At 59.0% G+C, this 26,524-nt stretch carries 19 protein-coding genes; 7 read left to right on the top strand and 12 right to left on the bottom strand.

What is annotated here, in order from left to right:
* Positions 1–46 precede the first annotated feature (46 nt).
* From B5D61_RS14795 to B5D61_RS14785, 3 genes are all read right to left on the bottom strand, one after another.
* Positions 47–994 carry a hypothetical protein gene (locus B5D61_RS14795; protein WP_078814166.1) on the bottom strand — a complete coding sequence of 316 codons (948 nt, stop codon included), beginning with the start codon at positions 992–994 and terminating at the stop codon, positions 47–49.
* Between the two features lie 169 nt (positions 995–1,163).
* The gene (locus B5D61_RS14790; protein ID WP_217698985.1) at positions 1,164–4,787 is read right to left on the bottom strand and encodes an ATP-binding cassette domain-containing protein; all 3,624 of its coding nucleotides are present in this window, start codon (positions 4,785–4,787) and stop codon (positions 1,164–1,166) included.
* 239 nt (positions 4,788–5,026) lie between these two features.
* Positions 5,027–6,991 carry a phospho-sugar mutase gene (locus B5D61_RS14785; RefSeq protein WP_078814163.1) on the bottom strand — a complete coding sequence of 655 codons (1,965 nt, stop codon included), beginning with the start codon at positions 6,989–6,991 and terminating at the stop codon, positions 5,027–5,029.
* Positions 6,992–7,069: 78 nt separating this feature from the next.
* Between B5D61_RS14785 and B5D61_RS14780 the strand changes: the two genes are divergently transcribed.
* Together B5D61_RS14780 and B5D61_RS14775 are read left to right on the top strand one after the other, a co-directional pair.
* Positions 7,070–7,567: a GNAT family N-acetyltransferase gene (locus tag B5D61_RS14780; protein WP_078814162.1), complete on the top strand. Its 498-nt coding sequence runs from the start codon at positions 7,070–7,072 to the stop codon at positions 7,565–7,567.
* An 18-nt stretch (positions 7,568–7,585) separates the two neighbouring features.
* Entirely contained in the window at positions 7,586–8,080 is a 495-nt protein-coding gene (locus B5D61_RS14775) for a GNAT family N-acetyltransferase (RefSeq protein WP_078814242.1), read from the top strand.
* 172 nt (positions 8,081–8,252) lie between these two features.
* Here the strand turns inward: B5D61_RS14775 and B5D61_RS14770 are convergent, their stop codons facing one another.
* Positions 8,253–11,033: a PVC-type heme-binding CxxCH protein gene (locus tag B5D61_RS14770; RefSeq protein ID WP_078814161.1), complete on the bottom strand. Its 2,781-nt coding sequence runs from the start codon at positions 11,031–11,033 to the stop codon at positions 8,253–8,255.
* 72 nt (positions 11,034–11,105) lie between these two features.
* Here B5D61_RS14770 and B5D61_RS14765 point away from each other — a divergent pair, with 72 nt between their 5' ends.
* Together B5D61_RS14765 and B5D61_RS14760 are read left to right on the top strand one after the other, a co-directional pair.
* Positions 11,106–12,455 carry a hypothetical protein gene (locus B5D61_RS14765; protein ID WP_078814159.1) on the top strand — a complete coding sequence of 450 codons (1,350 nt, stop codon included), beginning with the start codon at positions 11,106–11,108 and terminating at the stop codon, positions 12,453–12,455.
* A 539-nt stretch (positions 12,456–12,994) separates the two neighbouring features.
* On the top strand, positions 12,995–14,440 hold the full coding sequence (locus B5D61_RS14760) for an MATE family efflux transporter (protein ID WP_078814158.1): 1,446 nt from the start codon (positions 12,995–12,997) through the stop codon (positions 14,438–14,440).
* 106 nt (positions 14,441–14,546) lie between these two features.
* On the opposite strand, the gene B5D61_RS14755 is transcribed toward B5D61_RS14760, so the two are convergent.
* From B5D61_RS14755 to B5D61_RS14720, 8 genes are all read right to left on the bottom strand, one after another.
* The gene (locus B5D61_RS14755; RefSeq protein ID WP_078814156.1) at positions 14,547–15,854 is read right to left on the bottom strand and encodes a DUF1501 domain-containing protein; all 1,308 of its coding nucleotides are present in this window, start codon (positions 15,852–15,854) and stop codon (positions 14,547–14,549) included.
* A 50-nt stretch (positions 15,855–15,904) separates the two neighbouring features.
* A complete protein-coding gene (locus B5D61_RS14750) occupies positions 15,905–18,127 on the bottom strand; it encodes a DUF1549 domain-containing protein (RefSeq protein WP_078814155.1) in 2,223 nt (740 codons plus the stop codon).
* A 258-nt stretch (positions 18,128–18,385) separates the two neighbouring features.
* The gene (locus B5D61_RS14745; protein WP_078814153.1) at positions 18,386–18,670 is read right to left on the bottom strand and encodes a hypothetical protein; all 285 of its coding nucleotides are present in this window, start codon (positions 18,668–18,670) and stop codon (positions 18,386–18,388) included.
* A 392-nt stretch (positions 18,671–19,062) separates the two neighbouring features.
* Complete coding sequence (locus tag B5D61_RS14740; RefSeq protein WP_078814151.1) at positions 19,063–20,178, bottom strand: L,D-transpeptidase family protein; 1,116 nt, start codon at positions 20,176–20,178, stop codon at positions 19,063–19,065.
* A 168-nt stretch (positions 20,179–20,346) separates the two neighbouring features.
* Positions 20,347–20,595, bottom strand: coding sequence for a YHS domain-containing protein (locus B5D61_RS14735; RefSeq protein ID WP_078814150.1), 249 nt, complete (start codon positions 20,593–20,595; stop codon positions 20,347–20,349).
* 55 nt (positions 20,596–20,650) lie between these two features.
* Entirely contained in the window at positions 20,651–22,801 is a 2,151-nt protein-coding gene (locus tag B5D61_RS14730) for a multicopper oxidase domain-containing protein (RefSeq protein ID WP_176159457.1), read from the bottom strand.
* A 187-nt stretch (positions 22,802–22,988) separates the two neighbouring features.
* The gene (locus B5D61_RS14725) at positions 22,989–23,357 is read right to left on the bottom strand and encodes a hypothetical protein (protein WP_078814147.1); all 369 of its coding nucleotides are present in this window, start codon (positions 23,355–23,357) and stop codon (positions 22,989–22,991) included.
* 178 nt (positions 23,358–23,535) lie between these two features.
* Positions 23,536–23,886 (bottom strand): hypothetical protein, encoded by a 351-nt coding sequence (locus tag B5D61_RS14720; protein ID WP_078814145.1) that lies wholly within the window; start codon positions 23,884–23,886, stop codon positions 23,536–23,538.
* A gap of 218 nt (positions 23,887–24,104) precedes the next feature.
* On the opposite strand from B5D61_RS14720, the gene B5D61_RS14715 reads away from it, so the two are divergent.
* From B5D61_RS14715 to B5D61_RS14705, 3 genes are all read left to right on the top strand, one after another.
* Complete coding sequence (locus B5D61_RS14715; RefSeq protein WP_078814143.1) at positions 24,105–24,710, top strand: RNA polymerase sigma factor; 606 nt, start codon at positions 24,105–24,107, stop codon at positions 24,708–24,710.
* Complete coding sequence (locus B5D61_RS14710; RefSeq protein ID WP_078814142.1) at positions 24,707–25,207, top strand: hypothetical protein; 501 nt, start codon at positions 24,707–24,709, stop codon at positions 25,205–25,207. Before B5D61_RS14715 ends, B5D61_RS14710 begins: the two co-directional genes overlap by 4 nt.
* Before the next feature lie 135 nt (positions 25,208–25,342).
* Positions 25,343–26,470, top strand: coding sequence for a S1C family serine protease (locus B5D61_RS14705; RefSeq protein ID WP_078814141.1), 1,128 nt, complete (start codon positions 25,343–25,345; stop codon positions 26,468–26,470).
* The last annotated feature ends 54 nt before the right edge of the window (positions 26,471–26,524 follow it).

Raw genomic sequence — 26,524 nt, 5'->3', positions numbered from 1 at the left:
CTTTCGAAGAAGATGAGGCGGCTTTGATGCGATTAGCGTGCCGGGTTTAAAAGAAGATGGAGATACCGCCGTGAAACTGGACGAGGTCACGCTTACGAGCACCATCCGCACCCAGCACCTGGTTGCCGTCCAACAGACCTGGGTTGTCCAGGTGATAGTATTTCACCCCAGCATACAAGGACCAGAATCCCATGCTCTTCGGCACAAAGGACAGTGGCACGGTGGCCTGCACCCCCGTGCGGATGACCGCCACACCAGAACCCCCACCCGTGCCATCGAATTGCTGGTAGAAGTCGTTATCGACGATGTTGATGAAGGTCGGGAATTCGAACTTCACCTTCTTCAGATCAATGGTCGGGGTCATCCCGATGGTGAAGTAGTAGCTCTCGCTGGAAGTGGCAGGATTGAAGGCCACGGTGGACTTGTTTTTCAGTTCTTTCCAGAAGGCCACATAGGGATTGATAGAGAAGACCTGGCTGCCTGTGAACGCAGCGTCATTGAAGCCCAGCTTCAGTTCCAAATGCTGGGAGGTGGGGTAAGCCGACACCATGCTCTCAAACGCCGTGTAGTTGACGTCGAAAGACCAGTATTTGGCGAACTTGAAGCCCAGCCCGGCGATGGGGTCGAACTCATTCCAATTTCCTTCATCTGGTCCCGACTCCCGACTGTGGAAGGAACTCCAGACCCCAGTGGTAAGGGTCACGTCATTGAGGAAGCCATCGGGATTCGAATACAGATTCCAGAAGACCAGGAACAGAGGTTGAAAGACGAGCCCCTGGTTCTCCACATTCAGACCACGCGGGGTGATGTAGTGATCGGAAAAGTCCAGCTTCAGCAGGGCATGCACCCAGGATGATGAGGGTGGGGGCTCCACAATGGGAGACAGCTTGGCCGACTCACCCGCCTGAGAGGTAACGGCGGGAAGAAGGACGCAGGCACCGAGCGCCAGGGACGCCAGACTGACTTTGCAGCGATGAATGAGGGATGTTTTCATGGGGAGGGATGATGCTTTCAGCAAGCAGCCACTCCTCATGGCATGACGGGTGCCAAGCCGAGACAACGTTTCCTAACCCATTGATAACCAAATATTTAAAAAACACCCCACCCCTTATTCATGAGGTGTTTTCCTGTTGCAACGCACAACACGTGCGACGTTTCGCGACTCAAACCTTGGTCAACTGTCGCCGAAGAGACATCTCGACGCCAGTGATCAGGAGAGCGAGGCAGAAGAAGATCACCATCGTGTTGATCCACAGGGTGTTAAAGTCCGTGCCGAAGTAACGCTTCACGGTGCCAAAGAAAACATTCGGGCTGGTCTTCCGGCGGTAATCCTCCCGTTCCATCTCGGCTTTGGTCACCAGATCGAGCACCTTACGATTCACGTAAATCTCCTCGGCACTGATGCCATCGTCATCGCCCAGGGCACTCTGCAGCAGCTTCGGTGTGACCTTGCCCCGCATGGTCGCATCGCGAATCTGACTGAGCTTCTCCGCGACGGCTCGATCCGTTTTGGCATACAGGCCGGAGACAACCGCGAGGCCCTGCTTGGCCGCGTCCAGATCACGCTGCTGATCCGAGGTCATCTTGATGTCGGGAGGCAGATTGACCAGTTCTTGAATCCGTGCCTCAAGCTGATCTTGAGCGGCGGTGAGCGGGTTCAGTTTGGCCTGAGAGATCAGCATGGCTTCATAACTCCAACGCAGAGGCATGAATTGACAGATGAAGGGCACCTTCAGCTTGCTCGGTTCGCTCTCTTCGGTGATGCCCGCCTTATCCAGCCAACGCTGCATGGAATACACGAAGTCGAGGTTCTTGTTCATCTCCTCGTATTTGATCAAGGCCCCACCCAGAATGATCTGAGGGATCAGGATCAGCGGGATGGCGTTGATCGCCGTGCGGTTGTCCGTGACGATGCTGGAAATGAGCAAGCCGAGACAGATTCCCGTGAGAGCGGTGATGAACATCCACCAGAGGTGAATGAAGAACATGTCTCGGATCTCCAGCACGGTATTGCCAATCCACAGATAAATGAAGCACTGGATCAGCGCGAAGGTGCTGAGAGAGATGATCTTACCACTCAGATAGTAGAAGGTCCGCAGGTTATGATTGCGCTCTCGATTGAGGGTATGCCGGTCACGAATGATCTCATCCGCACTGTTGGTTAACCCCAAGAACATGGCCACCACGAGGCTCATGAACAGATACGTGGGGATGTGAAAGGCCGTGGCAAAGGTGTAACTCTCCTCCTCGCTGTATTTCAGCACGCTGGAGATGAGGAAGCCCAGCAAGGGTGCCTCCAGCAAGGTGGTGAGCAGGTTGGTGCGATTACGCAGCTTGCTCAAAAACGCCCGCTTTAGCAGGGTGTAGAAAAGGATGCTCTCCTCCCGCAGCGTGTGCTTGGGAGGCTTCGGCATGGCCCGTGACCGACTGCCCGTGTGAGTATCTTCACGAGGTCGCGCAATCAGATTCGTACTCCCCGGGAAGGCCTGCGCCTTCGCCATGCTTTCCAGCATGAGGTGGCTCTGGTAGCGATCTCGCCAGAAGTTAGGGGGGAAGCGGCGTGCCGCCACGAGGTGACCGTCCGCACTGCGTTCTTGGATAATGTCCCCGCTGATGTCACGCAGCGGAGTCTCCAGCACATCAAACACAAAGTCGGGAGTGAGATTGCCGGGCATCTCAGCCTCGCGCTGCCCGGTTTCATCGTTATAGGCTTTCCAGAAGTATTCGATCAGTCCCTGCGGAGTGCCGAAGTAGGCCATCTTTCCACCTTTATCGAGCAGCAGCGCTTTATCGAACATCTGCAGGAGGCGCATGCTCGGCTGGTGGATGGAGGTCAAAACGATCTTGTTGCGAGCCAAGCTACGGATGATCTCCAACACGTGCTCGCTATCCTTGGAAGACAGTCCCGAGGTGGGTTCATCAAAGAGATAGACATCCGAGATGCCGATCATGTCCAGGCCGGCATTCAGACGCTTGCGCTCGCCGCCTGAAAGAAACTTCTGCTGTGGCGTGCCGGCCAGACGCTTGCGCATATCCGCCAGGCCCAGTTCAGCCAGCTTGGCATCCACACGCTTTTTCCGCTCTTCCGTCTTCAGGTGCGGACAACGCACCGCCACGGAGAAGTCCAGGTTCTCCTGCACTTTCAGCAGAGGATCAAAGGCATCTTCCTGGGGAATGTAAGCGATGTAGGGTGTGAGGTTGGTGAGATTGCTATACAGGTTGAGCCCGTTCATCAGCACCTCACCGCCACGGGTCTTGAGCTGACCGCCCAGCACTCGCAAAAGCGTGCTCTTCCCACATCCGCTCGGGCCCATGACGCAGATCATTTCACCACGGCGCGCGATGAAGCTGATGCCATCCAGAGCGGTATCACGACCATCGAAGCGATGCGCAAGCTCGCGCACTTCCATCTGGCGGATGGTGTTGCGCTCTTCTTCAATGATGCGGTCACTGAAGTGACAGCGCAGGAACTGCCCTTCCCCGAGCGTGATGGTATCTCCATCACTCAGCAGGATCCGATCCCGCACAGGAATCTGTCCCACATAGATGGGGCGCGAGGTGCGCAGGACTTCCAGAGAGCCGTTTTTCTGCGCGTAGTTGCACTCGATGCGTAGAAGGATCTCCCCTTCGGTGTCTTCTGAGAGGAGGATATCCCCTTCATCGAGAAGCTCCGGTTTATTCGAGACGAGATAGGTGTTGCGACTACCTTCAAGGCGGAACTGACCACCGAACTCCTGGGCCCGCACGCGCAGATCACGTAGCGAAATTTCAATCTCCCCATGCGCGATGATGCTGTCCTCGATGGAGGCTTCCAAAAGAGTGCCTTCGGTGAGCGGCACGCCATTGATGGTGGCATCGGTGTTGCGCAACGCTTCGACGGTCACGCCGAGACCGAAGCTGACACGTAAATTGGTGCCACGAGCCCGCTGCTGAGCGATCTCGGCATCACCCGTTTCGGTCAGGGTCAAATAGAGTTGCGACCCGGTGACCGTCTTCTTCGAATTGAAGTAAGAGATGAGGTCATTGTAATCCAGCGTGACATCCTCAAGCACCACCCTTTCCCCTGGATATAGGCGGGAGAAATCCCCAGGAGGTTGGCGACGGCTGCGCACCAAAATGGGGATACCCCCCGTGTTCTTCAGAAGCACCAGATTCTGAAAACGGAAGGCCACAACCGAGCACTCCGGCGACAGCGTGCGCAGCAGCACATCACAGTTATCGCCGGAGCCGACGCGCAGCGTTTCCAGCGGCTGGCCGCTCTTGCTGGTGAAGTCTTCCTCACTGGGTTTATCGCCCGCATTGAGCTGATAAACGATGTCAATGGCCTGGGCGGCGATCCCCAGGTTGGTCATGAAGAGGTAAAACTCCACCATCTGACGCTGATTCGTCAGTGAACTCGAGATCAGCAGGTAAAGCTGCACACAGAGCAGGATCTTCTGCTCCATCGTGAGTTCATTGCTCAGTTCCTTGGCTCGTTGTGCTAGGTCCTGCGGCTGCTGAAGGGCCTCGAAGTAGAGGCGCCGCATGTCGGAGTAGATCGCCCCGCTGTAGTCGTAGCGCAGGTAACCCAAGGAGGACTCGATTTCCTCCTCCTCCACCTCACCATCCAGCTTGGAGAAGCCCGCAAAGACTTCGATCAGCACGGGCAGCATGGCATTGCGATTCGCGGAAGCCAGCACGGAGCTGTCCTCCCCTTTCCACAAACGGCCCCAGTGGGCAGGACGCCACCAACGCAAAGGCTCCGGTGGCGGAGCTTCGGGCCGCCGGTGCAGGGGTGGACGGGACATTTGGGCAGTGCTCATGCGGGAAATCCCCGAGGGAGGAAGCCAAGGGCGCGCGACTATCGGCGGTCTGAGTGCTTAGGCAACCTGGACCTGCTTAAAGTGTGGGAAAACAGAGAGGAACCTGCCAGAGCTGAGATAGGTAACCGTTGGATCCATGGAGATGTGGAGGCTGGATAAAAATCTTGCTGCAGGGCTCCTGACTGAGCCGAGAGCATCCCTTCATCCAGCGATCCCCCGCGTCATCAGGCCAACCGGGAATCGATGTCTTTCTCCAGCCAAGACCACATGCTGCTGAGAGAGCCGGAGACCTTTTGCTTAGCGGCAGCCAGTTCATTGGCACTGAGCTTCTGCCCGGCAGCCGGGACCTGACGACCAAACATGTAGTATTTGATCTTCGGCTCCGTGCCGGAAGGACGGACGGCAAAGCTGCGACCATCGGCCAAGTCCACAAACAGCATCTTCTCTTTGGAGATCAGCTCACCTTCTTCATCATGGATCACATCCTTGCGGAAGTCGCGCACTTTGACGACAGCGCTGCCATCCACTTCAGTAGGCGGATTGGCCGCATAGCTATCTGCCAGCTTCGCGATCTGAGCTGCTCCAGAGGCGCCTTCAAAGACCTTGCTCTGGTTCACTTCGAGGAAGTAACCGACATCGCAATACACCTCATCCAGCAGTTCCACCACGGTCAGGCCACGAGACGCTGCATAAGCCGCCAGTTCAGCGAACATCACCACGGCTCCATTGCCGTCTTTATCACGGCTGAAGTCATCGCCCATGTAGCCGTAGCTTTCCTCACCGCCGAAGACGAGGAACTTGCTGTATTGCAGACGAGCCGCGCGGGATTCTTCGGCAGGGAGGTCACGATACTTGGCCAAGATCTCGGCAGGCAAGGCCGCTTCATACTTGGCCAACTTCGCGCTGATCCACTTGAACCCGGTGAGCGTGTTCACGCACTGCACCCCGAACTTCGCAGCGATGGTGTCCTGCATGGGGCTGGTCACGAAGGTTTTCAGGAAAACGGCGTTCTTCTTGTTCTCGTCGTTCAAGATGCCGAGATCGAACATGGTCTTCAGGCGATACCAACCCATGAGAGAACCGGTTTGGTTACCCGTGAGCAGCACCATTTCACCTTGCGCATTGCGCACACCCACGCCCATGCGGTCGCAGTCGGGGTCCGTGCCGATGACAATGTTCGCGCCTTCCTTGTTGGCCAGATCCACCGCCATCTTCAGGGCCGGGGCATTCTCGGGGTTAGGCGACTTCACGGTCGGGAAGCGGCCATCTCGCACGTCCTGCTCAGGCACCGTCAGGAAGTTAAAGTTCAGCCGCTTCAGCAGCACCGGCACCAGCACACCACCGGCACCATGTAGGGCGGTGTAAACGATCTTCAGTTCCTTGGCCTTCTCATCCTTCAGCAATTCAGGCTGGAGCATCATGGTCTCCACCCGCTTGAGGTAGATCTCGTCGATTTCTTCACCGATGAGGGTCAGTTGGCCCTGCTGATCTTCCGGCAGAGGCAAATAGGCCTCATCCACAATGGCATTCACTTCCTTGATGATGCCTGTGGCATGAGGTTCCACGATGCCAGCGCCATCGCTGTAGTTCACCTTGTAGCCATTGTCGTGAGCAGGGTTGTGAGAAGCCGTGAGCATGACGCCTGCATCCGCACGCAGATGACGCACGGCAAAGGACATCTCTGGCGTAGCTCGGCAGCCATCGAACAGATACACATCCGCGCCATTCTCCACCGCGATCTGGGCACAGCGTTTGGCAAACTCAGGGGAAAAATGACGGGTGTCATGGCTGAACACCACGCTGGGTTTCCCGGTCAGGCCTGCGGCTGCGCGATAGCCCTTGATGTAAGCCACGAGGCCACGAGTCGCACGCCCCACGTTGTAGAAGTTCATGGCATTGGTGCCGACACAGGGATACTCAGGACGCTGATCTTCAGCAGCACTGCCACGCTCCACGGAGGTGACGATCTTGGCCACCGTGCGTCCGCGCAGGCCACCGGTGCCAAACTTCAGGGTCTGGAAGAAGCGGTCATTCAGCTCATCCCACTGGCCTGCCTGGGCGAGTTCCTCGATGCTGTTGCGATACAAAGGATTATCACTGGCGGAAAGCAGGGCCTGGATGTTTTCAAGGCTGGACTTCAGGAGCTGACCTGCATCGGCGGCGGACTGGAGAGTGGCTTCAAGAGACATAATCGAGACGAGAATAGCGGCCTGACCTGATTTGGCAATGTGCAGCCGTGGCGAATTTAGATACATTCTGGCGAAGTTATGCCCGAACGACTTTCCATCCGCCCCGCCACTGAGACCGATGTTCCCATCATTCTCTCGCTCATTCAGGGTTTGGCCGAATATGAGAGACTATCGGATGAAGTGATCGCTACGGATGCCAGCCTCCGACAAACTCTCTTTGGAGAGAAACCCTGTGCGGAGGTGCTAATCGGCTGTGTGGATGGTGAACCCGCCGGATTTGCCCTGTTTTTCCAAAACTACTCCACCTTTCTGGCCAAACCTGGGCTGTATCTGGAGGATCTGTATGTGCAGCCTCAATACCGCCAGTGCGGCCTGGGCAAAGCCCTGATCACCTCCGTGGCCCGTATCGCTCAAGAGCGGGGATGCGGTCGGTATGAATGGACGGTGCTGGATTGGAATACCCCTGCCATCCAGTTTTATGAAAACCTGGGTGCGGAAATGAAAAGTGACTGGCGTATCATGCGCGTCGCCGGAGATGCCCTCGCCCACATGGCCTCACTGGCCCCCGCAGCCTGATTTCCACCCTTCCCTATGATGACCTGGATCGAATGCGGCCCCGAGCACCTGGAAGCCATCCGGGCCATCTTTAATGACGCGATCGCTCACACCACGGCGCTCTACGAGGATGAGCCGCGCTCCAGCGAGTTCATGGAGACTTGGTGGCGCCTCAAGCAGCAAGGGCAGTTCCCCGTCATCGGTGCTCTGGATGAAGGGGGCACCTTGATGGGCTTTGCCACCTATGGCCCCTTCCGCCCGCATCCCGGCTATCGCTTCACGCTGGAGCACTCCATCTATGTCGATGCTCGATTTCGGGGTCGCGGTTTAGGCCGACGGTTCCTTGAGCGACTGATTGAGTCTGCTCAAGCCCAAGGCTACCGCACGCTCATCGGAGTGATTGATGCTGAAAACCGGGCCAGCATTCGTTTGCATGAACGGCTGGGTTTCAGCCTCTGCGCCACCCTCCATCAGGTGGGGTTCAAGTTCGGTCGCTGGTTGGATGTCGTGATGTATGAGCGGGTGCTTTCCTAACGCGCGAAGCGTCCCGGAGTGCGGTGGCAAGCGCTCAAGCGCGACACCGCTCCGGTAGCCTCAGGTCAGCCTTTGTTCATCACATGCTTCCCGTATCAGCGGTGTCGTCGAGGCAAGGATGTCCTTGCCTCTCTGCCACCGCGCTCCGGGACGCTTCGCGCCAAGCTACACGTCACTTCACCGGCCCAGTGCTCTGGAGATAAGCCATCAGATGAATGACATTCTCTTCACCCAGGGCCGCGAGCAGGCCCTCAGGCATGAGGCTCATGGCCAGCTGCTGCTGCTCGGCAATGTCCGTGCGCTCCAGGACCAATCGCTCGGCCGGAGTCTGCACGGTCACCGTCTTGGGATTCTGCTCGGGAATCACGCCCGTGATGGTGCGGCCATCCTTCAATTTAAAGATGGTCATGCGATAATCCGCTGGCACGATGGCACTTGGATCGAGGATGTTCTCCAGCAAGTAGGTCAGCTTGTGGCGATCTCCCCCCGTCAGATCCGGGCCGATCATACCGCCTTCACCGTAGAGTTTATGGCAGGCTGCGCAGGTGCCCATGAAGATCAGCTTCCCCTTCACCGCATCCCCTTTAGCCAAGGCGGCTGGAGTCAAAGCGGCGGTCCATTTCTCCATCTCGGCTTTTTTGGCCTCCGGTGTATCGCGCAGCTCACCCCAGACTTCGGTGAGCTTTTTGGTTAGGCTTTCGTCTTTCAGACTAACAATGGCCCGTGCCTGATAAGGCGTGATGACGGAGGCAGTCGCACGTCCTGCTTTGATATAATCCAGCAACGCATGAGCGTAGGCCGGGCGGCTGATGAGAGTATCCACCGTAGCATTCTGTTGCTCCTGATTGCGTCCCGGCCAAGGCTGAAGCAGCGCCTTCGGGATGCTCGGATCATCATAGGCGGCCAGGGCGCTGCGGGCTTCCGTGCCGATGACTTTGTCATTCACCAAACCGCGAATGATGGGCATCAGTTCAGGCTTGGCCGTGCGGGTCAGGCTGGCAAAGGCATTGCGCCGTGCCGAGGCATCGCCTTCCGTGTCTTTGATGATGGGGATCAGCTCCTCCATTGGGCGACCACCTCCGAAGATGGTGGAGAGTTGATGCACTGCGGCATCTTGCGGTGAGCCCGTTCCAGTCAAGGCTTCACCGGTGGCACGGACGAGATCATCCCAGCCTTTCGGTTTCGGAGCTTTGTTCCAACCATTCAGCGCTGCGGCCATGCCATCGAGCACATCCTTGCGTGCATCTGGAATCTCACTCATCAGAGCCACCAAGGCATCCACCGCAGCCGGCTGTTTCTCGATCTCCTCGGTGATACGACGTGCCACCAGACGGCGCACGGTCGGAATCTTCGCCTCACGAATCAGCTGCACGCCCTTCATCGGATCGGCAGCCACGGCGGGCTCGATGCCATACCAGATCATTAGCGGTTGCTGGCGGTCGTTGGCGTCTTCTTCATGCTTGGCTAGAGCGGTCGCAATAGGCCAGCGATCATCTAGCGCCAGTTGTTGCAGGGAAGAGGCCAAATGAAGGCGAGTCAGGCCATCCGTGCTATCGGCATCCGCTAAGGTAGGCACCGGCTTTAGAGCGGGGGCGATACCACGTTCATACTGCTGCTCCAGAGCTTTTCTGCTCCACCAGTTATTCTCGCTCGCCAAAAGCTTCACGAGTTCCTCATCCTTCATCGCAGCCACGTTCACGGGCCCCTGCTTCGTCGGCTCCCCATACACGATCTTATAAATGCGCCCGCTCGTGCGGTGCACACCGTCGTTGTCATGGCACTCACCCGTGTCGCTCCAGTCGGAGACGATGACGTTACCATCTGGGCAGGTCAGCAGTTCAATGCCGCGGAACCACGGGTCCTTGGCCTGCATGAAGTCAGGCGCGTGTTTGCCGACATATCCGCAGCCTTCACGCTCCAGGCGGTCCACGTTGATACGACGACCATGAAGATTGCAGGTGAGCATGGCACCCTCGTATTCCTTTGGCCACAGACCGCCCTGATAAATCAGCATGCCGACATGGGCATGACCACCACCAAGTTCTTGAGTTTTGTTGCTGATGCCCGTGCGGATGTCGCTCCATTTCTCGGCACCGGTGTCCCAGTGAAAGTGATCCGCCGTCTGCTCGATGATCTCATACACATGGGGGTTCAGATGGGTGCCGAACATGCGGCGATAGTAGGCCCCTGGGATGACGTGCCAGAGGTGACCGATCACGGTATTGATCATGAACAGCTCACCATCGGCATTCCAGTCATGGCCCCAGGAGTTGGTGCCGCCATGGGCCACCGTTTCCAGGATCTTCCTCGTCGGATGATAACGCCAGATGGCGCAGTTCATCTTCACACGTTTTTCGTTAGGCGTGCCAGGAGCCCCCACGGCGGAGGTGTCCGTGATGCCATGACGCCCATACAGCCAGCCATCCGGTCCCCAGCGCAGACCATTGACGATGTTATGCCCGATGGTCTTGGTATTGAATCCATCCAGCAGGATCTCCGGTTCGCTATCGGGCTCATCGTCACCGTTTTTATCGGGGATGAAGCTGAGCGTGCCGTTGTTTAAGATCCAAGCTCCACCATAGCCCCACTCCACACTGGTGAGATAAGCTCCTTTGTCCCAAAAGACCTTGCGGCCATCGTGTTTACCGTCGTTGTCCTTGTCTTCAAGAATGATAATTCGGTCCCTCAGGGTGGTATCCCAGCGCGCCGGGTTTTCCGCATAGGTGTAATTTTCCGCCACCCAAAGACGCCCTTTCGGGTCCCAGGTCATGGCGATGGGCTGCTGCACATCCGGCTCGGAGGCGAACACCACGCATTTGAAACCTGGCGGCAGCTCCATGGTGGCCGCGGTTTCTTCTGCCGACATGGGTTCTCCTTTTTCGCTATTGAACGGCTTGGGGAAATCCGCAGCAAAAACGGAGGTGGCGAGAAAGGGCAGCAACAGACGATTCATGACAGAGGGGTGACAAAACGCTCTAAAAGTATGGATTCTGACGACAGAGTGAAACGCTCTATCAGAAGCCCTATGAAACGTCTCCTGCTTTTCGCCCTGCTGGTTGGTTTCCCTCTGCTGGCAGCGGCAGAAAGTCTGAAGGTGGCCACCTTTGATGTGGATGCCACCCCTCCCCTCGGATCTCCGATGGCCTATGACCCGGTGAAGCGCCTGGATGAGCTGACCCTGCGTGCCCGTGGGATCGTCCTGCTCGGCATGGAAAAGCCCATCGTGCTCTGTGCCGTGGACTGGATCGGCATTGCCAATGAAGGGCACGATGCTTTTTGCGCCGCCCTAGCTGAAGCCGCAGGCACCACCCCGGATCGTGTCGCCGTGCACACCTTGCATCAGCACGATGCCCCCGGCTGCGATTTCACTGCAGAGAAAATCATCGCCGATCTTCAACTGAAGGACTATGGCCGCTTCGAAGGCACCTTCCATCGTCAGGTCATCCAGCGCCTCGCCGATGCGGTGAAAGCCGCCCTGCCGAATGCCAAAACCATCACCCACTACGGACGCGGCAGTGCTGAGGTGAAGGAGGTGGCCTCTAACCGCCGCATCCTAGGCCCCGGTGGCCGCATCCGTGCCATGCGCCTGACCACCACCAAAGATCCAGCGCTGCGTGCCGAACCCGAGGGCACCATTGATCCCACCGTGACCCTGCTCAGCTTCTGGACGGGTGAGCAACCCGTGGCGGTGCTCAGCTACTACGCCTGCCATCCGCAGAGCTACTACCGCCTGGGTATCCCTAGTCCCGACTTTCCCGGCATCGCTCGCTTCTTTCGCGGTCAGGATGTGCCCGAGGCCCTGCACGTGCATTTCAATGGCGCGGGGGGAAATGTGGCCGCGGGCAAATACAACGACGGCAATCGCGAGAATCGCCTCCTCCTGGCGAGTCGTCTGGCTGACGGGATGAAGCGCGCTTATCTAGCGACTGAAAAGCAGCCAGTCACCGCAGAGGACGTGGATTGGCTGAGCCTGCCCGTCTCCTTACCTCCTGGCAAACATCTCACCGAGGAATCTCTCATTCACGGCCTGAAAACCGAGCCCGCAAAAGGCTACATCGCTAAAGCCGATCAACTCGCGTGGCTGCGCCGCTGTGAAGCCGGGCATCAGATCTCCATCACCTGCCTGAAGATCGGTCAAGCCCGCGTGCTGCATCTCCCCGGTGAGCTCTTTGTGGAATATCAACTCGCTGCCAAAGCCATGCGCCCCGATCTGCATGTGAGCCTCGCCGCCTACGGAGACTATGGCCCCGGCTACATTGGCACCACCGTGGCCTATGGTGAAGGTGGTTATGAAACCAGTGAACGCGCCAGCAACGTCGCCCCCGAGGTGGAGCCTGTGATCATGAATGCGATGCAGAAGCTGCTGGAGAAGTGAAGAGGAAGCAGGCCGAGTGACCTGGAGCGCACGCGTCTCGCGTGCCGTCGGCGGCGTCTCGCCGCTGACCGTTCTAGGAGGTCCAAATGGTATAAATCGAAAACAGAGTGAGCATCTGCCCAGGCTTGGCTGGAAGCGATGAACAACTCATAGACACTGATGGTATCCATAAGTGTCGATGAGTGTCCATCAGCGGTTTTTTCACGTCCTTTTGAGCCCTGGATCATGCCTCCGAGAACGGTTTCCCGCGAGGACGCAGGAAACAGCAGGCGAGACGCCTGCGCTCCAGGAAGAGCCCCTCAGATTGACAAAGCGCCACTTCTGTGGCAAAACTCCCTCATGAACCGCCACGTCCGCCCCAACCGATCCGCCCGACCAGGCATGCACCTGGCTGGACGTGGGCCCGTGGCTTTCTGAGCGTTATTCGATTAAGGACGACTCTTTTTCACCACGGCCCTCCCCACTTCGAGGCCGTGGTTTTTTTGTGCCGCTGCCTGTCCTCTCCCCAACCTTCTTCGTCATCTTTCTAGCGGCAGCTTATGCATTCCATCGTTTCATCTTCCTCGGAGTCCACGCCAGACACCGAGTCCAAATCCGACCTTCTGTCACCTCCTCAGGCTCCCTGGCCCACGTTTGGTCAGGAATCCCACACCACATTCAAACTCGCCCTGCCCCTCATCTCCGGGCAGCTCAGTCAGATGCTCATGGGCGCAGCGGACACGGTCATGATCGGTGCCGTCGGAGTCATCTCCCTCGGGGCCTCCACATTTGCCAATACCTTGTTAGCCGTCCCCTTCGTCATGGGCATCGGCCTACTTAGCTCGGTGTCTGTGCGTGTCTCCCAGGCGCATGGGGCCCATGAACCGGAGGAGGCTCAGCAGGCTGTTCGGCATGGCACCTGGTTGGCGGCGGGTCTTGGGCTGTTGGTCGTTCTTGCGATGGGACTGCTCATACCCTTGCTATCGTGGTTTCGCCAGCCCGCGGAGGTCGTGGCGCAAACGCCGGTGTATCTCCTGACCTGCGCGGTCTCCCTGATCCCTGCGCTGATAAGCATGGTGTGGAAAAACCATGCCGATGCGATGAACCGGCCCTGGCCACCGTTCTGGATCATGCTCGGCAGTGTGCTGCTGAATGTGCTGCTGAATTGGCTGTGGATTCACGGTCACTGGGGGTTCCCTGCGTTGGGCTTGGAGGGTGCGGGCTATGCCACACTCGCCGCCCGCTGCATCGGTGCCCTGGTGCTGTTTCTGTGGCTCACACGGAGCGCAACCACGCGGGCCTGGACGCCTCCCCACTGGCTGGCACGGTGGCAGCGGAGCAGCTTCAGCAGCCTGCTGGCGATTGGCATTCCAGCGTGCATGCACATGCTGGCGGAGGTCACCGCTTTCGTCACCGCCTCCCTCATGGTCGGCTCCCTCGGCGTGGCTGCACTGGCGGCGCACCAGGTCGCCATCACCTGCATCGCCACGGCCTTCATGATCCCTATGGGCGTGGCTATGGCCACGACCGTGCGGGTGGGTGAGATCGTCGGGGCACAGCAGCGCGAGCGCTTGCATCGGGTGCTGACAGGCAGTTGGCTCTTCGCCGCCGCTTTCATGACCTGCTCCATGATCCTGTTCTTCGTCTGGGGCCGGGAATTGGCGATGTTGTTTGTGCAGGAAGCGGAGGTCATCCGAGTCGCGACAACGCTGCTCCTGGTGGCCAGTCTGTTTCAGCTCTTCGATGGTCTCCAGGTCGTCTCCGCCGCAGCCCTGCGGGGCGTGGATGATGTGAAGGTGCCCGCCTGGATCGCCGTGCTCGCTTACTGGGTCATCTCCCTGCCCATGGCTTGGGTGCTGACGTTCCATTGGAATCTCGGTGCCGCCGGTGTCTGGGGTGCCCTGGCCATCGGTCTAGGCATCGCCGCCCCCATGCTCATGTGGCGTGCCTGGCGGCTGCTGGAGGCAAGCGCGAGATATGACAAGACGTCTCCACAGCCAATATGATCGGATCAACCATCACACCTGCCATCCACAAAAAAGCACCCGGTCTTGCGACCGAGTGCCTTACTTTGAGCGGGAGCTGAAGGGTTAGTTCAATTCAAGCGACAGCTTAAGCGAAGATGTCGATGACAGGCACCCCTTTGTCCGCCACGGTGAAGGGGCGGTTGGAGGGGGACATAACGATCTCTTCGGTCGGCAGGCCCATGGCGTGGCCAACGGTGGCCAAGAAGTCCTGTGGGCTGGTCTGCTTGTCGGCTGGACGGCGGCCATCCTTGTCGGTGGCTCCGTAGGCGAAGCCGCGCTTCACACCACCACCGGCGAGGACGGTGGAGTAAGCCAGCGGATAGTGATCGCGACCATCGTTTTCGTTGATGTCCGGCGTGCGGCCGAACTCGGAACCGAGCACGACGAGCGTGGAATCCAGCAGGCCTTTGGCTTCCAGATCCAAGAGAAGTGCGGCGAAGGCCGTGTCCAGGATGTTGCCATTGTTGGTCATGGCGTTGTCGATGGTGTTGTGCATGTCCCAGCCACCCATCTGCACTTCCACGAAGCGGACGCCAGCTTCCACCAGACGGCGGGCAAGCAAGCAGCCTTGGCCGAAGTTGTTGCGGCCATATTTTTCGCGGGTTTCAGCGCTTTCGGCGGAGAGGTCGAAGGCCTTAAGGTCCTCGCTCTTCATAAGCTTGAGGGTCTCGTCGTAGAACTCGGTGTAGGCCTTCACATCGTCCGTCTGGAATTTCTTCCGGAAGGAGGTGTCGAACTCGTTCATGAGATCGATGCGCTTGCTGAACAGGTTGTCCGAGGTGGTCGGGCGGATGTTCTGCAGGCCGTTCTCAGGGTTGGAGATCGGGATCGGGGAGAGGGCCGGTGGGAAGAAGCCGGAGCCCGGGTAGGAACTGCCGCTATTCACAATGACGCTGTCAGGCAGGGTCACGTCTTTGATCTTACCCAGGAAGTGGGTGGCCCACACGCCCATGCACGGGTGCACGATGGTGGTGCGGGGCTCATAACCGGTCTTCATGATGTAGGTGCCGGACTCATGCACCCCGGTCTTGGAGGACATGGAGCGGATGATGGAGAGCTTATTGGCATTTTCGGCCAGCTTGGGCAGGTAGCCGCCCAGGAAGTCGATGCCTTCAGCCTTGGCTTTGATCGGGTCGCTCGGGCCCTTGGTGGAGCCGGTTTTCGGGTCAAAGGTATCCAGATGGGTCATGCCGCCATTCATCCAGAGATAAATGACGTGCTTGGCCTTGCCAAAACCCGGGGTGCCGGGGCCGGTGCGGACGGCGGCGCCTTCCGCAGCCGCCATGCGGGCGGAGAGGCCGGGCAGCACGCTGACGCCGAGTGCGGTCTTGGCCGTATTCAGCATGAACTGGCGGCGGCTCTGATCATTCAGACGAAGAAGTTCGGTTTTCATGATTCGATGCGTTGTCTTTTGAAAGGGTGGTTACAAACGAGGCGGGTGAATTACTGAATGAACATGAATTCACGGGTATTGATCAGGGCCCAGATCATGTTGGCGTAGCCATCTTCACCGTTGGAGCCGAGGGCGCGTTTGGCGATCTCCTTCTCCTGCAGCGTTGGGCGGCGGTTCATGATGGTCATGAACATGCGCTCCACTTTGTCGGCAGGGTTGGTCACCTTGTTCATGGTGCGGAAGACCAGGGAGTCTGGGCTGGTGAGCATCTTCTGGGCTTTGCCGTTCATCATCATAAGCACCTGCGGCACGTTGCCAATCTTAGAGCTGCCGTCGATGAGCATGCGAGGGGACTGGCCGAAGTCGATGAGGAAGTGGCCGCCAGGAGCAGGCTGCTGGATCTCAGAGGCACGCATCAGGCGCATGCCTTCATAGGTGAGGATCTTGGCACCTTCGGAGGAAGCAGAGGCCGTCTCCGTCTTCTTGGCAGAGCCACCGTCCATCATCATACTGTCACCACCGGCCATATCCAGGCCGCCACCCATGAGGGCGTTTTCCTTCTGCTGCATGCGGCGGAAAGCGTCATACTTGATCAGCACGGTCTGGCCGTCCACTTTGGTGAGGTCGAGGTCGATCGAGCGGGCATACAGGTCCTGCAGAGGGGCCTTGTAAGTGTCAGGCTGGCCGAGCACGAGGGTCATGTAGGAGTCCCAGGCCTGCTCAGCAGTCATGCGGCGAAGGAGGGGGCCTTGGAAGTAATACATCTCCCCGAGGGCGACGTTTTCCGAGGTGGCCTCAGACTGATAAGCGCGGGTGTTGTAAACGATGCGCATGAATTCCTTCAGGTCGAAGTTCACACGCTTCATTTCGCTGGCCAGATGCTTCAGCAGCTCAGGGTTGGCGGAGTGTTCTGGATCGTCGATGTTGGTGACGGGCTCATTGACGGCAGCACCGAAGGCACGCTTCCACATGCGGTTGGCGATGGTCATGGCAAACCGTGGATTCTCAGGATGGGTCAGCCAGTTGGCGAAGGAGAGGCGCAGCTTTTCTTCATTCCCCTTCTTCTGCTTGTAGGCCGGGTTGTTCTTGTCCTCGGGGGACCACATCACGAACTTCGGAGAGACGGGATCGTTCGGCTTACCATCTTTGTATTTGTAGTCGTGAGGCAGCTTCAGCGTGTTCATGTCCCGGTCCTTGATGGCGGACTGGTTGGCGCTGATGTAGTTCTGGATGCCGTTGCGCAGGCGGCGGATATCCTGGCCGGATTTTTCAATCATCGGCTCGATCTGGGCCATCAGACGCTCACGTGGGTTGGAGCCATTGAGGTCACGGGCATTCAGACGGGTAGTGGTGGCACCGAAGAAGGCCGCCATCTCGTAGAACTGCTTCTGGGTCCAGTCGGCAAAGGGGTGGTCATGGCACTGAGCGCAGGCCACGTCGGTGCCCAGGAACACGGTCAAGGTATTGGCTAGGTTATCCAGCGGCATCCCGGCATCGCGCAGCAGGTAGCCGGCAGCGCCATTATAGGTGCCATCTTCCTTCTTATCCCACATTTTGCCGGTGGCGGTGAGCATCTGGTAGACGATCTTGTCCCACTTCTCGTTATGGGCGATCTGGTCCTTCAGCCAGTTGATGTAAGGCGTGCCGCGCACATTGTCCTGCTCGAAGTTGTCTTTGATGCGCAGCATCTCAGCCAGGTAGTTGAACATCGTGGCCTTGTAGCCATCGGACTCCAGCAGCAGGTCGATGAGCTGAGCGCGCTTCTTGGGGCTGCTGTCCTTGATGAAGCTGCTGGCCTCTTCGTAGTTCGGGATACGGCCGGCAATGTCCAGATACACACGGCGGACGAACTGCTCGTCACTGGCCATGGGGTTGAACTGGGTGATCGGGGCCTTACCTGCCTTCTGGCGATCTGGGTTGGCCTTCTTCAAGCCATTGGCGACGAGTTGGTCCACCTTCTGAGCCGCCTGAGCCACCGTGGCATTGGCCAGCATCTGAATGCCGGCAGGAGCCGCTTCGACGGAAGGCGCCGCAGCCTGCATTGCAGCCTTCGCCAGGGCCTGATCTTCAGCGGAAAGACGGGTCAGCGGGAAACGGTGCTGGGCACCATCTTCGGTCTGCAGAACGATCAAGTCACCTTCGAGATTGACGAAGGAGGCAGAAACTTGGCGGCCCTCGACGTCCGTCCAGGTGCGGACTTCCGCTGAGAAGGCGGAGCCTGCCCCGAAACCGGCGATCAAAAGACCGGCGAGCATGTATTTGGTGGCTTTCATAGGTGGTGTTGGAGAGTGGAGATGATGATGATCTCAGCCCAGAAACGGGCGGTGCCCCGTTTCATTAGAGATTTTCTAGCGAAAAATGATCGAATTTCGGATTCTCGGCTTCGCATTTTGAAAAAGGCGGCCAAGAAGTCAGCGGCTTCATCTCAAAGATAAAATAAATAACGGGCCACAGTCACGAAAAGACAAGAGAGCAACTTTGCGACTCGCCTTTCTCCCGGAGTTCTTAGCTGTGAGAGCAAATCTAAAGACTCACTTCAACTTCAGCTTGGCCAAATACTTGCCTGGGTCTTCTTGGAAATGGCCTTGGCAGGATTTGCAGCACAGACGCACCTCCTGGCCTTCATAGGTGATGATGTAGGGCTTGCCCATGCTGCCCAGCTTTTCACCGGAGACGACGCAGGTATCCAGCGGGTAATTACCAGCATTGCTTGCCTCAGAGACCGATGGAGCGGCGGCTGTGGTGGCAGAGTCCTCGCGATGACAGGCACTGAGCAAAAGACTGGAGACGAGGCTGAGGCAGAAGAAGAGTTTCATAACAGATGAAGAAACGGAGGGGCTAAGGCAGAAGATTCACATCTGACCCAGGTATCCAGATTGCCTTCCAAAAAATGCTCCCAAACGCGGAGCAATACAAGTCCGTTGGTCCACCTTTACCCGTCTCACGTTCTGGAGTTAGAAATTCGGTGCCAGCGTTTGGAGCCCCGGCTTCAACCGGATTCTTCGACCTCTCGCAGCACTCTTGATTTCGCCCGAAGCCGGGGCTCCGAACAATCCGATGATGAGGATCGTTGGATAAGTGGATGGTTGGATGCACAAGCCGCTTGAAGTGGCTCGCTCGGTCTGCCACGCGGTATCCCGCACACGGAGTGTGCGGACCACTTTGCTGCCGCTTGCGTCAGCCATCCACCGATCCCATCAGCCAGCCCTCACTCCCTCTTCTGCCAGAACCAGCGGAACTTCTTCTGGGGGGCCTCAGGCTCTGCGGGTGGAGCTTCTTCCACCACAGGTTTGGCCTTCACCACAGGACGGGGGACTGGGGCCTCACCTTCGATGATGACGGTCATGCCTTTGGTGAGCTGCTTAGCCAGACGCACCACATCCCAATTCGCCGTGCGCATGCAGCCGTGGCTGGAACTGCGGCCGATGGTTTGCGGCGAGTTCGTGCCGTGAATGCCGATGCCCGGCTTGCTGAGGCCGATCCACATGACGCCCACCGGATTGTTCGGCCCGGGCGGCAGATTGTAGTAGGTGCCGCTGCGCACCCCATACTCCAACACGCTTTTATCCCAGCGGAAGGTGGGCATCTGGGTGATGCCGACGATGCGCCAGGTGCCAGGCGGTGTGGCGAGGTAACCGCTGCCAGGGGTGATAGGCAGGCTGGCCAGCAGCTTCTCCCCCTCATGCAGTTCCAGGATCTTCTCGCGGGTGTCGATCTTGATCACGCGGGTGAGAAAGGCGGGCACCTCCGGCAGGCTGGGTAGGGGTGTAAGTTCCTCGATGAGGAAGGGCTGCACGTTCGGCACCTTCACCACATCTCCTGGCTTCAATGCACTCATTTTCAGAGGCTGATTGATGAACTCCAGCAGATCCGGCGAGCAGTGAAAGCGCTCGGTGAGAAACTCCAGCACCGAGTCATAGGGCAGGTATTTCTTCTTGCTCTGGGCGGAGGGTTGGCTGGGCAGTTCCCCCACAAACTTCAGATCCTCCTGGCGCAGCGTGTAGGTGGTGTAGGTCTGGCCGATGCCAGTGAGGTCCAGTGTATGGTTAAAGATATCCGTGGGCGGCTGGCCCAGCGCACGCTGGTGGCGGTGCAGCGCCTTGCTGGTAAATTCCCCCGGTCGGCCATCCACCTTGCCTGGGCCGAAAAGCTGGGTGTCCAGGTAGATCTGCAGCCGCAGGATCTCCTCCACCGGCTCGGGGGCCTTTGGCAGCACCGGCTCAGCGCGCAGGATGGTCTCCTCCGGCACGGGCACCGCGATGGGAATCTGGGCGGTGAGGAGGTGGGTGGCGAGCAGAAAGCTAGCGTAAACAGGGAGTCTCATGAGGTGGGGGTTACTGCTGCCCCTAACACGATTTGTATTAGGTTTCAACAGAGGCCCCTGAGTGATTTCGGGTGAATACCGGAGAGGTGTCAGCGGCTTCCTGATGCTAAAAAACTCCCCCTTACCGCCGTTTGACGATAGAGGGGGAGCCAGGCATTCCCAATAGGATTACTTCAGCTTTTTCAGATACTTTTCAGGATTGGCTTCGAATTTCTTGATGCAGGGTTTGCAGCAGAATTTGATCTCCTGATCGTTGTAAACCTTGGTGATGGGCTTGCCCATGCTGCCGAGTTCATTGCCACTGACGAGGCAAGTCTCGAGCTTGTAGGGTTTCACATCAGCGGCTTGGATCAGGGTCGCAGCCAGGGCGAAGGTGCTGAGGGCGGCGAGGAGGAGGGGGCGGAGTTTGGTTTTCATAATGCGTTTTGAGTTAGGGTTTGGGTTTGTTTGGGTTGTCGATGATGTTCATTCATCAAAAGCGGATGAGCACTCCAGCGCCGAGCCCGAACTCGGAGTGGTATTGGGTGATCAGGGAGGTGTGGCGGGTGAGGGTGTAGTCAGCCCCGGCGGTCCACTCCCAGCGGGTGCCGGTATCGTATTCCACACGACCGAAGACACCGAGCCGAGGCGTGAGCTGGAAGCGCTTGGCCAGGGTGATGCGGGCATCTCCTTCGCTATCCAGGCTGAGAGTCGCCCAGGCCATGAGCGGCAGGCGATAGTTGAAGCCGATCACGGCGCGGTCCTCGGCATCGGGATCGTTGGTGAAGCGTGCCCCGGCAAAGGCTTGGAAGTTAGGATTGAAGTAACGCTGGTAGAGGGCGTCAATCTCATACTGGGTCTTATCCACGCCGACCCAGCCAACTTCCCAGCCTAACAAAAGATCGTTTTTGGGGTTCATCCAGGTGAGCAGACCCTCACTCATGTGAGACTGGAGGGAGGCGGAACCCCAGACGTAGGCCATGTCATGCGCGTGCTCACCCAGGCCACCGCCTTGGTGATTGGCGTGGCCGCTGGCCGCCGTCGCCAGACGGTGATCATTGGCGATGCCGTGGTCCTGGGCTGTCTGAACCTTGCGGGCAAGGGTGCCCGCATCACTTCCGGTATCCTCATAGCGGAACACCCGGGCCATGCCAGACATCATGTGGTAGAGGATGTGGCAGTGGAACATCCAGTCCTTCTCTTCATTGGCTTCAAACTCCACGATGCGCTTCGACATGGGCGGCACATCCACGGTGTGCTTCAGCGGTGAGCGTGCGCCTTGCCCCATGAGCAGGCGGAAGAAGTGCCCATGCAGGTGGATGGGGTGGTGCATCATGGTATCGTTGACGAGTTCCAGCTCGATGACCTCACCCTTCTTGATGGGGATATAGGGCTCCTCCGTCACGGTCTTGCCATTGAAGGACCAGATGTAGCGGTTCATATCGCCCGTGAGACGCAGCGTAATCTTCCTGCGGGGCAGCTTTGCGGGCAGTGTGGTGTCGTGGGTCGCCTTCAGCACACGATAGGGCGAGCCGGGCCGTGGCAGACGGAGGGAGGCCCGGGGATCATCCTCCTGCTCTTCCAGGGCGAGATTCAGCATCTCATCCATCTGATAGAGATTGGGCCGAGGCGGATCCGTCGCGGCATGCAGTTCACCGCTGCCCATGAAGGCGGAGACGCGGCCGCTGCCATCCTGCGTGGTGGCGCGCAGCTCGTAGCGACCCTCACGCGGGATGGTGATGATCACATCGTAAGTTTCGGCAATGGCCATGAAGAGCCGATCCACTTTCACCGGCTGCACCGGCGGGCCATCCGCGGCCACGATGGTGAGCGGGCCGGTGGAGGATTGCAGGTAGAAGTAGGTGGCGGCGGAGGCATTGATCAGGCGCAGCCGCACGCGCTCTCCCGGACGGCCGGTGATCTCGGTCTGGCGCTGACCATTCACCAGGAAGGCGTGGTAACCCACATCCGAGACATCCATGGGCATCATGCGCGACCACTCCCGGCTGAAGTAATCCTTGAGCATGCCCTGCTGCGCCGCGCCGAGGATGGACTGTGAATTGCTCCTCATGAGGCCGAAGTAATCCGTGCCACGCATGAGCATGCGCTGCACCTCGTGGGGATTGATGTTCGTCCAGTCGGAAAACAGCAGTACCTGCTCCCGATCCGCCTGCGCAGGCTCGCCGCCGCGTGGGGTCACGACGATGCTGCCATACACGCCGCTCTGCTCCTGAAGATGCGTGTGGGAGTGATACCAGTAGGTGCCACTGTGCTTCAGCTCAAACTCGAACACGTGCGTCTGCCCAGGGCGGATGGGGGCGGTGGTCACATGCGGCACGCCATCCATTTCGTTAGGCAGCAGCAGGCCGTGCCAGTGCGTGGAGGTCTCCTCATCCTTGAGCTGATTGTGCACACGGATGCGGGCGAAGTCTCCCTCATGGAAGCGCAGGGTGGGGCCGGGGATGCCGCCATTGATGGTGAGACCGCGCACGGGTTTACCCGCGGGGCTCACGGTCTGGGCGGCAATGTAGAGATCGTATTCGACCAGGGGGCCGGTGGGGGTGCGCGCGGCTTTGAGCTTGCAGTCATCGCAAGCCAGCGCCGCTACGGGCAGCCATAGGGCTGAGAGAAGGAGGTGTTTCATGAAAAGAGTCGGAGTCAGGTGAGGGAGGTGAAGGGCCATCCGGCGAGCGAAGGGCCAGGAAAGCCAACCGAGGCATGGACATGCCGTCGGCGGTGGTGTCACAGCGCCGGGCCTAGACCTGGACGTGCAGGTGCATGCGGAAACCGGCGGGACCCGTAGGCACAATGCGGCTGTGCCAGACGCAGACTCAGGTCAGAAAAGAGCAGAACAAAACCGGCAGGCGAACGTGCGACTGCGGTAAAACCGACACCTCGGTCCAGCTAGGCTGAGCCTGAGAGGAGCTGGGAATAACAGGAAGTGCGAAATCCAGGGCCAAGGCCACCCACTGGGGCAGCGGCACTAGGTCACGCCCGCTCACTGGGGGCGTCTGCGCAGGGGTAGGTGTGGGCGTCTCCGTGGAGGAGTCCACACAGCCACAGTCATCCAGGGCGGCCTTCTGGATCCAGGCGCAGCAGCTCATGGGACACTCTTCCTGCACAGGCGCAGCCAGCAGGGTGACAGGCAGGGCCTGCACCAGCAGTGCGGTGATGAGGAGGATGGCACGGAAGAGTGGCATGAGGATGCAGGCGGAACTGTCCTACTTTACGGACAGACTTCCAAAAGGTTACGTTCATTTTTTCACCGGGACTCAAAAATCGCCATCCAGAGCCAGTCGATGCCAAGAAAAACGGGAACTCTGGACGGCCCCGGAGTTCCCGTTGAGAAAGTCAGAGAGAACACGCTCTCTCGACCCATCATTGGCCCTTGTGCACGTTATGGCAGGCCTTGCAGTTACCGGCTTCCTGGAGGGTCTTGTTAGCTCCGGGCTTACCCTCCACCACGCCCTGGGCCGCGGCGATCAGGGTCTCGGTCTTTTCCTTCCAACTTGCGGCGTCACCTTCGGGGGGAGTCTCCGAGGGGAGCGTCTTGAAGTATTCCAGCAGTTTCTTGGCATCATCTGGCGTGCCTTTACCGGTGGCCACTTTGGAGTGCAGGCTGTTGTTGCCCTTCATGGCTTCTTTCATGACGACTTCAATCTGGTCGGCCTGTGCGGTGGTGAGACCAGCGAAGGCGGCGAGAGCGAGGAGGATGAGGGTGGTTTTCATCGTTGTCGGGTGGTGTTTTGGATGCGGTTTTTCAGTGCCAAGAACAATCGGCGCGCGGTTTTTCTCAAAGATGGACGGAATTGTCACCCTCAGATTCAATTTCAGATCATTTTTTACCGATCCAAGCGCTCAACTCACTTGGCCCGCTAGGCCTGCGATTTTGTTTCAGCAAAAAAGTCCTTCCGCACACAAAAAAAGGATGGGGTGCCGTTAAGCCCATGGAAACCGAACCCACCGTCTGCATGCACACCGCTGCCCAAGCCTGGAAATACTGCTTCGACCAAGTGGCGCCGAAGCTGTTGCTCTACGCCATCCAGCTCTGCCCGAGCCGGGCGGATGCGGAAGATGTGGTGCAAATGGCCTTCGTCCGCTGGTGGCGCCGGTTTCCTGAGGGGAATCCAGAGCACATCCCGCTGCTGTATGCGGCGGTGCGCACGATCGCCCTCGACCAACGCCGCAGTGACACCCGCCGTGCCCGCCGGGAGGCCGCCTCGGAGGTGTCTCTGCCCATGGGGGATGCGCCTGTTTTCGATCCCCCACCGGAGCAGCGGGAGACGGCCCAGATCGTCCAGGAAGCGCTGAAGACGCTGCCGGAAGATCAGCGGGAGGTCGTGACGCTGAAGCTCTGGGGCGGCCTCACCTTTGCCGAGATCGCCACCACCCTGGATGAGTCCATCAACACCGTCTCCGGCCGCTACCGTTACGCCCTCCAGACCTTGCAGAAACGGCTGGCCCCGCGCCGGGAGGAACTGGTGCTGGAGCCTGCCCCGCCCGCAGTGACGAATGTTTTCCCCTTTTCAAAACCTCAGGAGGCCCTGTCATGAACGAACACGAAATCGAATCCCTGCTCGCGGGTTTGACTCCACGCGCGCCCTCCGCCGCCTTGGTGCGGCAGGTGGAGCATGAACTGGAGCTGGATCGTCAATGGCTGCACGAAGACACCACCCGCCGCTCCGTCCGCTGGCAGATGCCAATGCTGTGGGCCGGTCTGGGTGCCAGCGCCGCCGCTGTGGTCATGAGCATCTGGGCCCCAGGCCTAACCGAAAGTCCGTCCACACGCAACACCACCCTAGCGGCCACACAGACACCTGCGACCGCCGTTTCCGCCCCACCCACCGTGATGCCCGTGGCCACGATCCGTGAGGTGGTGGGCGCTCAAAATGAGGGCATCCACTACAACGCCACCTCTCGCCTGCCGGAGCAGCACCTGCGCCTCATGTCCGTGGAGCGCCACGCCTGGATCGATCCCCGCGACGGGGCCCAGATCACGCTGGAGCGCCCGCGTGAGGACAGTGTCGTGCTGCCGGTATCCTTCCAGTAAAGGCCGACTCAAAAGCGACCGCAAGAAACGCTCAAAGCCGACATCGAAACGAGGAACGGGGCGCTCACCGCAGCCTCCAGCCTCCCTGCACCCGCAACCCCAAAACTTCCCCCCACCTTAACCCAACTGACGACCATGAAACCGATCTATGCCCTGACTGCGATGGCGGGCCTGCTGGCGCTGATGAACAGCCCGCTGACCGCCCAAGATAATAAAATCCCGCTGGAACCCAGCGCTGAAAACGCCCCCAAAGCCGCCGATGCGCTGCCACCACCCAGCGAGGAGAAAAAACCTGAAAAGACGGAGCGAACGCCGAGATCCGGCCCCAGCCGCACCACGCGAGGCCCCCGCGAGGATGAGGTCATGACCCCCTTCATCGGCGTGCTGACCAGCCCAGTGCCGCGGGAACTGCGTGCGCACTTTAACCTTCCAGAGGGCTTTGGCCTACTGGTCCAGGAAGTCATGCACGATACCCCTGCCAAGACCGCCGGTATCAAGGCTGACGATGTGCTGCTGCGCTTTGAAGATCAAAAGCTCGTCAATATGGAGCAGCTCCAGACACTGGTGCGCAGCAAGAAGAAGGGCGACGTGGTGCCCTTCACCCTCATCTCTGGCGGTAAAGAAAGCCAGGTCAGCGTCACCATCGACGAACGCTTGATCCCCAGCCGACCTGAAGAAGGCCGCCGGGGCGATGACCTCCCCCGCCTCGGATTCTTCGGAGATCGGGATGGCTTCGATATGAAAGAGATGCGCGAGGCCATGGAGCGCTACCAGAACCACATGCGGGAGTATCAGGAGCGCCTGCGGGACTGGAATCGCAATGGCCACCCGGGTGATCAGCCCCCTTCCCCGCCCACCTGGAGCGGCCCCAGCCGCCGAGGGGAGCCCCGGGACCGTGATCAGGACCGTGAACGCGGGGGTGATGAACGCAGCCGCAACGAGGCACGTGGTCGGGACGGCGACCGCCCCCGTGATAGCGGTGAGGCCAAGCGTGACGCCAGCCCCGGCCCGCGCGGTGAGGGTGAGCGCCACATGGAGCACCGGGAGCGCCGGGAAGCCACGAACGTGACCCGCAGTGATGACTCCGGCATCTACAGCCTGCGCCGTGAGGGGGACCGCACCGTCTTCACCGCCAAACCTAAAGACGGTGAGGAAAAGAGTTGGAACCTGAACAATGAGGAGGAACGCCGCGCCATCCCCGACGCCATGAAGGAAAAGCTCCGCCAGCTCGAAGAGATCCGCGGTGAAGACTTCCGTCGCTAAAGCTGGGGAAACCAAGCCTACCCCAAAGACAAGCCTTCTCATCGACCCAACCCT

Source organism: Prosthecobacter debontii (genome assembly GCF_900167535.1).
GTDB classification, from domain to species: Bacteria; Verrucomicrobiota; Verrucomicrobiia; order Verrucomicrobiales; family Verrucomicrobiaceae; genus Prosthecobacter; species Prosthecobacter debontii.
Note: the sequence above shows the minus strand (reverse complement) of the source record. Positions and strands in the feature narration are given on the sequence as shown.

What these genes read in the sequence shown, in the direction of transcription:
- B5D61_RS14705 (WP_078814141.1), top strand. Translation starts at nt 25,343, where the DNA reads ATGAAACCGATCTATGCCCTGACTGCGATGGCGGGCCTGCTGGCGCTG.
- B5D61_RS14795 (WP_078814166.1), bottom strand. Translation starts at nt 994, where the DNA reads ATGAAAACATCCCTCATTCATCGCTGCAAAGTCAGTCTGGCGTCCCTG.
- B5D61_RS14750 (WP_078814155.1), bottom strand. Translation starts at nt 18,127, where the DNA reads ATGAAAGCCACCAAATACATGCTCGCCGGTCTTTTGATCGCCGGTTTC.
- B5D61_RS14785 (WP_078814163.1), bottom strand. Translation starts at nt 6,991, where the DNA reads ATGTCTCTTGAAGCCACTCTCCAGTCCGCCGCCGATGCAGGTCAGCTC.
- B5D61_RS14760 (WP_078814158.1), top strand. Translation starts at nt 12,995, where the DNA reads ATGCATTCCATCGTTTCATCTTCCTCGGAGTCCACGCCAGACACCGAG.
- B5D61_RS14740 (WP_078814151.1), bottom strand. Translation starts at nt 20,178, where the DNA reads ATGAGACTCCCTGTTTACGCTAGCTTTCTGCTCGCCACCCACCTCCTC.
- B5D61_RS14730 (WP_176159457.1), bottom strand. Translation starts at nt 22,801, where the DNA reads ATGAAACACCTCCTTCTCTCAGCCCTATGGCTGCCCGTAGCGGCGCTG.
- B5D61_RS14735 (WP_078814150.1), bottom strand. Translation starts at nt 20,595, where the DNA reads ATGAAAACCAAACTCCGCCCCCTCCTCCTCGCCGCCCTCAGCACCTTC.
- B5D61_RS14710 (WP_078814142.1), top strand. Translation starts at nt 24,707, where the DNA reads ATGAACGAACACGAAATCGAATCCCTGCTCGCGGGTTTGACTCCACGC.
- B5D61_RS14780 (WP_078814162.1), top strand. Translation starts at nt 7,070, where the DNA reads ATGCCCGAACGACTTTCCATCCGCCCCGCCACTGAGACCGATGTTCCC.
- B5D61_RS14755 (WP_078814156.1), bottom strand. Translation starts at nt 15,854, where the DNA reads ATGAAAACCGAACTTCTTCGTCTGAATGATCAGAGCCGCCGCCAGTTC.
- B5D61_RS14770 (WP_078814161.1), bottom strand. Translation starts at nt 11,033, where the DNA reads ATGAATCGTCTGTTGCTGCCCTTTCTCGCCACCTCCGTTTTTGCTGCG.
- B5D61_RS14790 (WP_217698985.1), bottom strand. Translation starts at nt 4,787, where the DNA reads ATGTCCCGTCCACCCCTGCACCGGCGGCCCGAAGCTCCGCCACCGGAG.
- B5D61_RS14725 (WP_078814147.1), bottom strand. Translation starts at nt 23,357, where the DNA reads ATGCCACTCTTCCGTGCCATCCTCCTCATCACCGCACTGCTGGTGCAG.
- B5D61_RS14745 (WP_078814153.1), bottom strand. Translation starts at nt 18,670, where the DNA reads ATGAAACTCTTCTTCTGCCTCAGCCTCGTCTCCAGTCTTTTGCTCAGT.
- B5D61_RS14775 (WP_078814242.1), top strand. Translation starts at nt 7,586, where the DNA reads ATGACCTGGATCGAATGCGGCCCCGAGCACCTGGAAGCCATCCGGGCC.
- B5D61_RS14720 (WP_078814145.1), bottom strand. Translation starts at nt 23,886, where the DNA reads ATGAAAACCACCCTCATCCTCCTCGCTCTCGCCGCCTTCGCTGGTCTC.
- B5D61_RS14715 (WP_078814143.1), top strand. Translation starts at nt 24,105, where the DNA reads ATGGAAACCGAACCCACCGTCTGCATGCACACCGCTGCCCAAGCCTGG.
- B5D61_RS14765 (WP_078814159.1), top strand. Translation starts at nt 11,106, where the DNA reads ATGAAACGTCTCCTGCTTTTCGCCCTGCTGGTTGGTTTCCCTCTGCTG.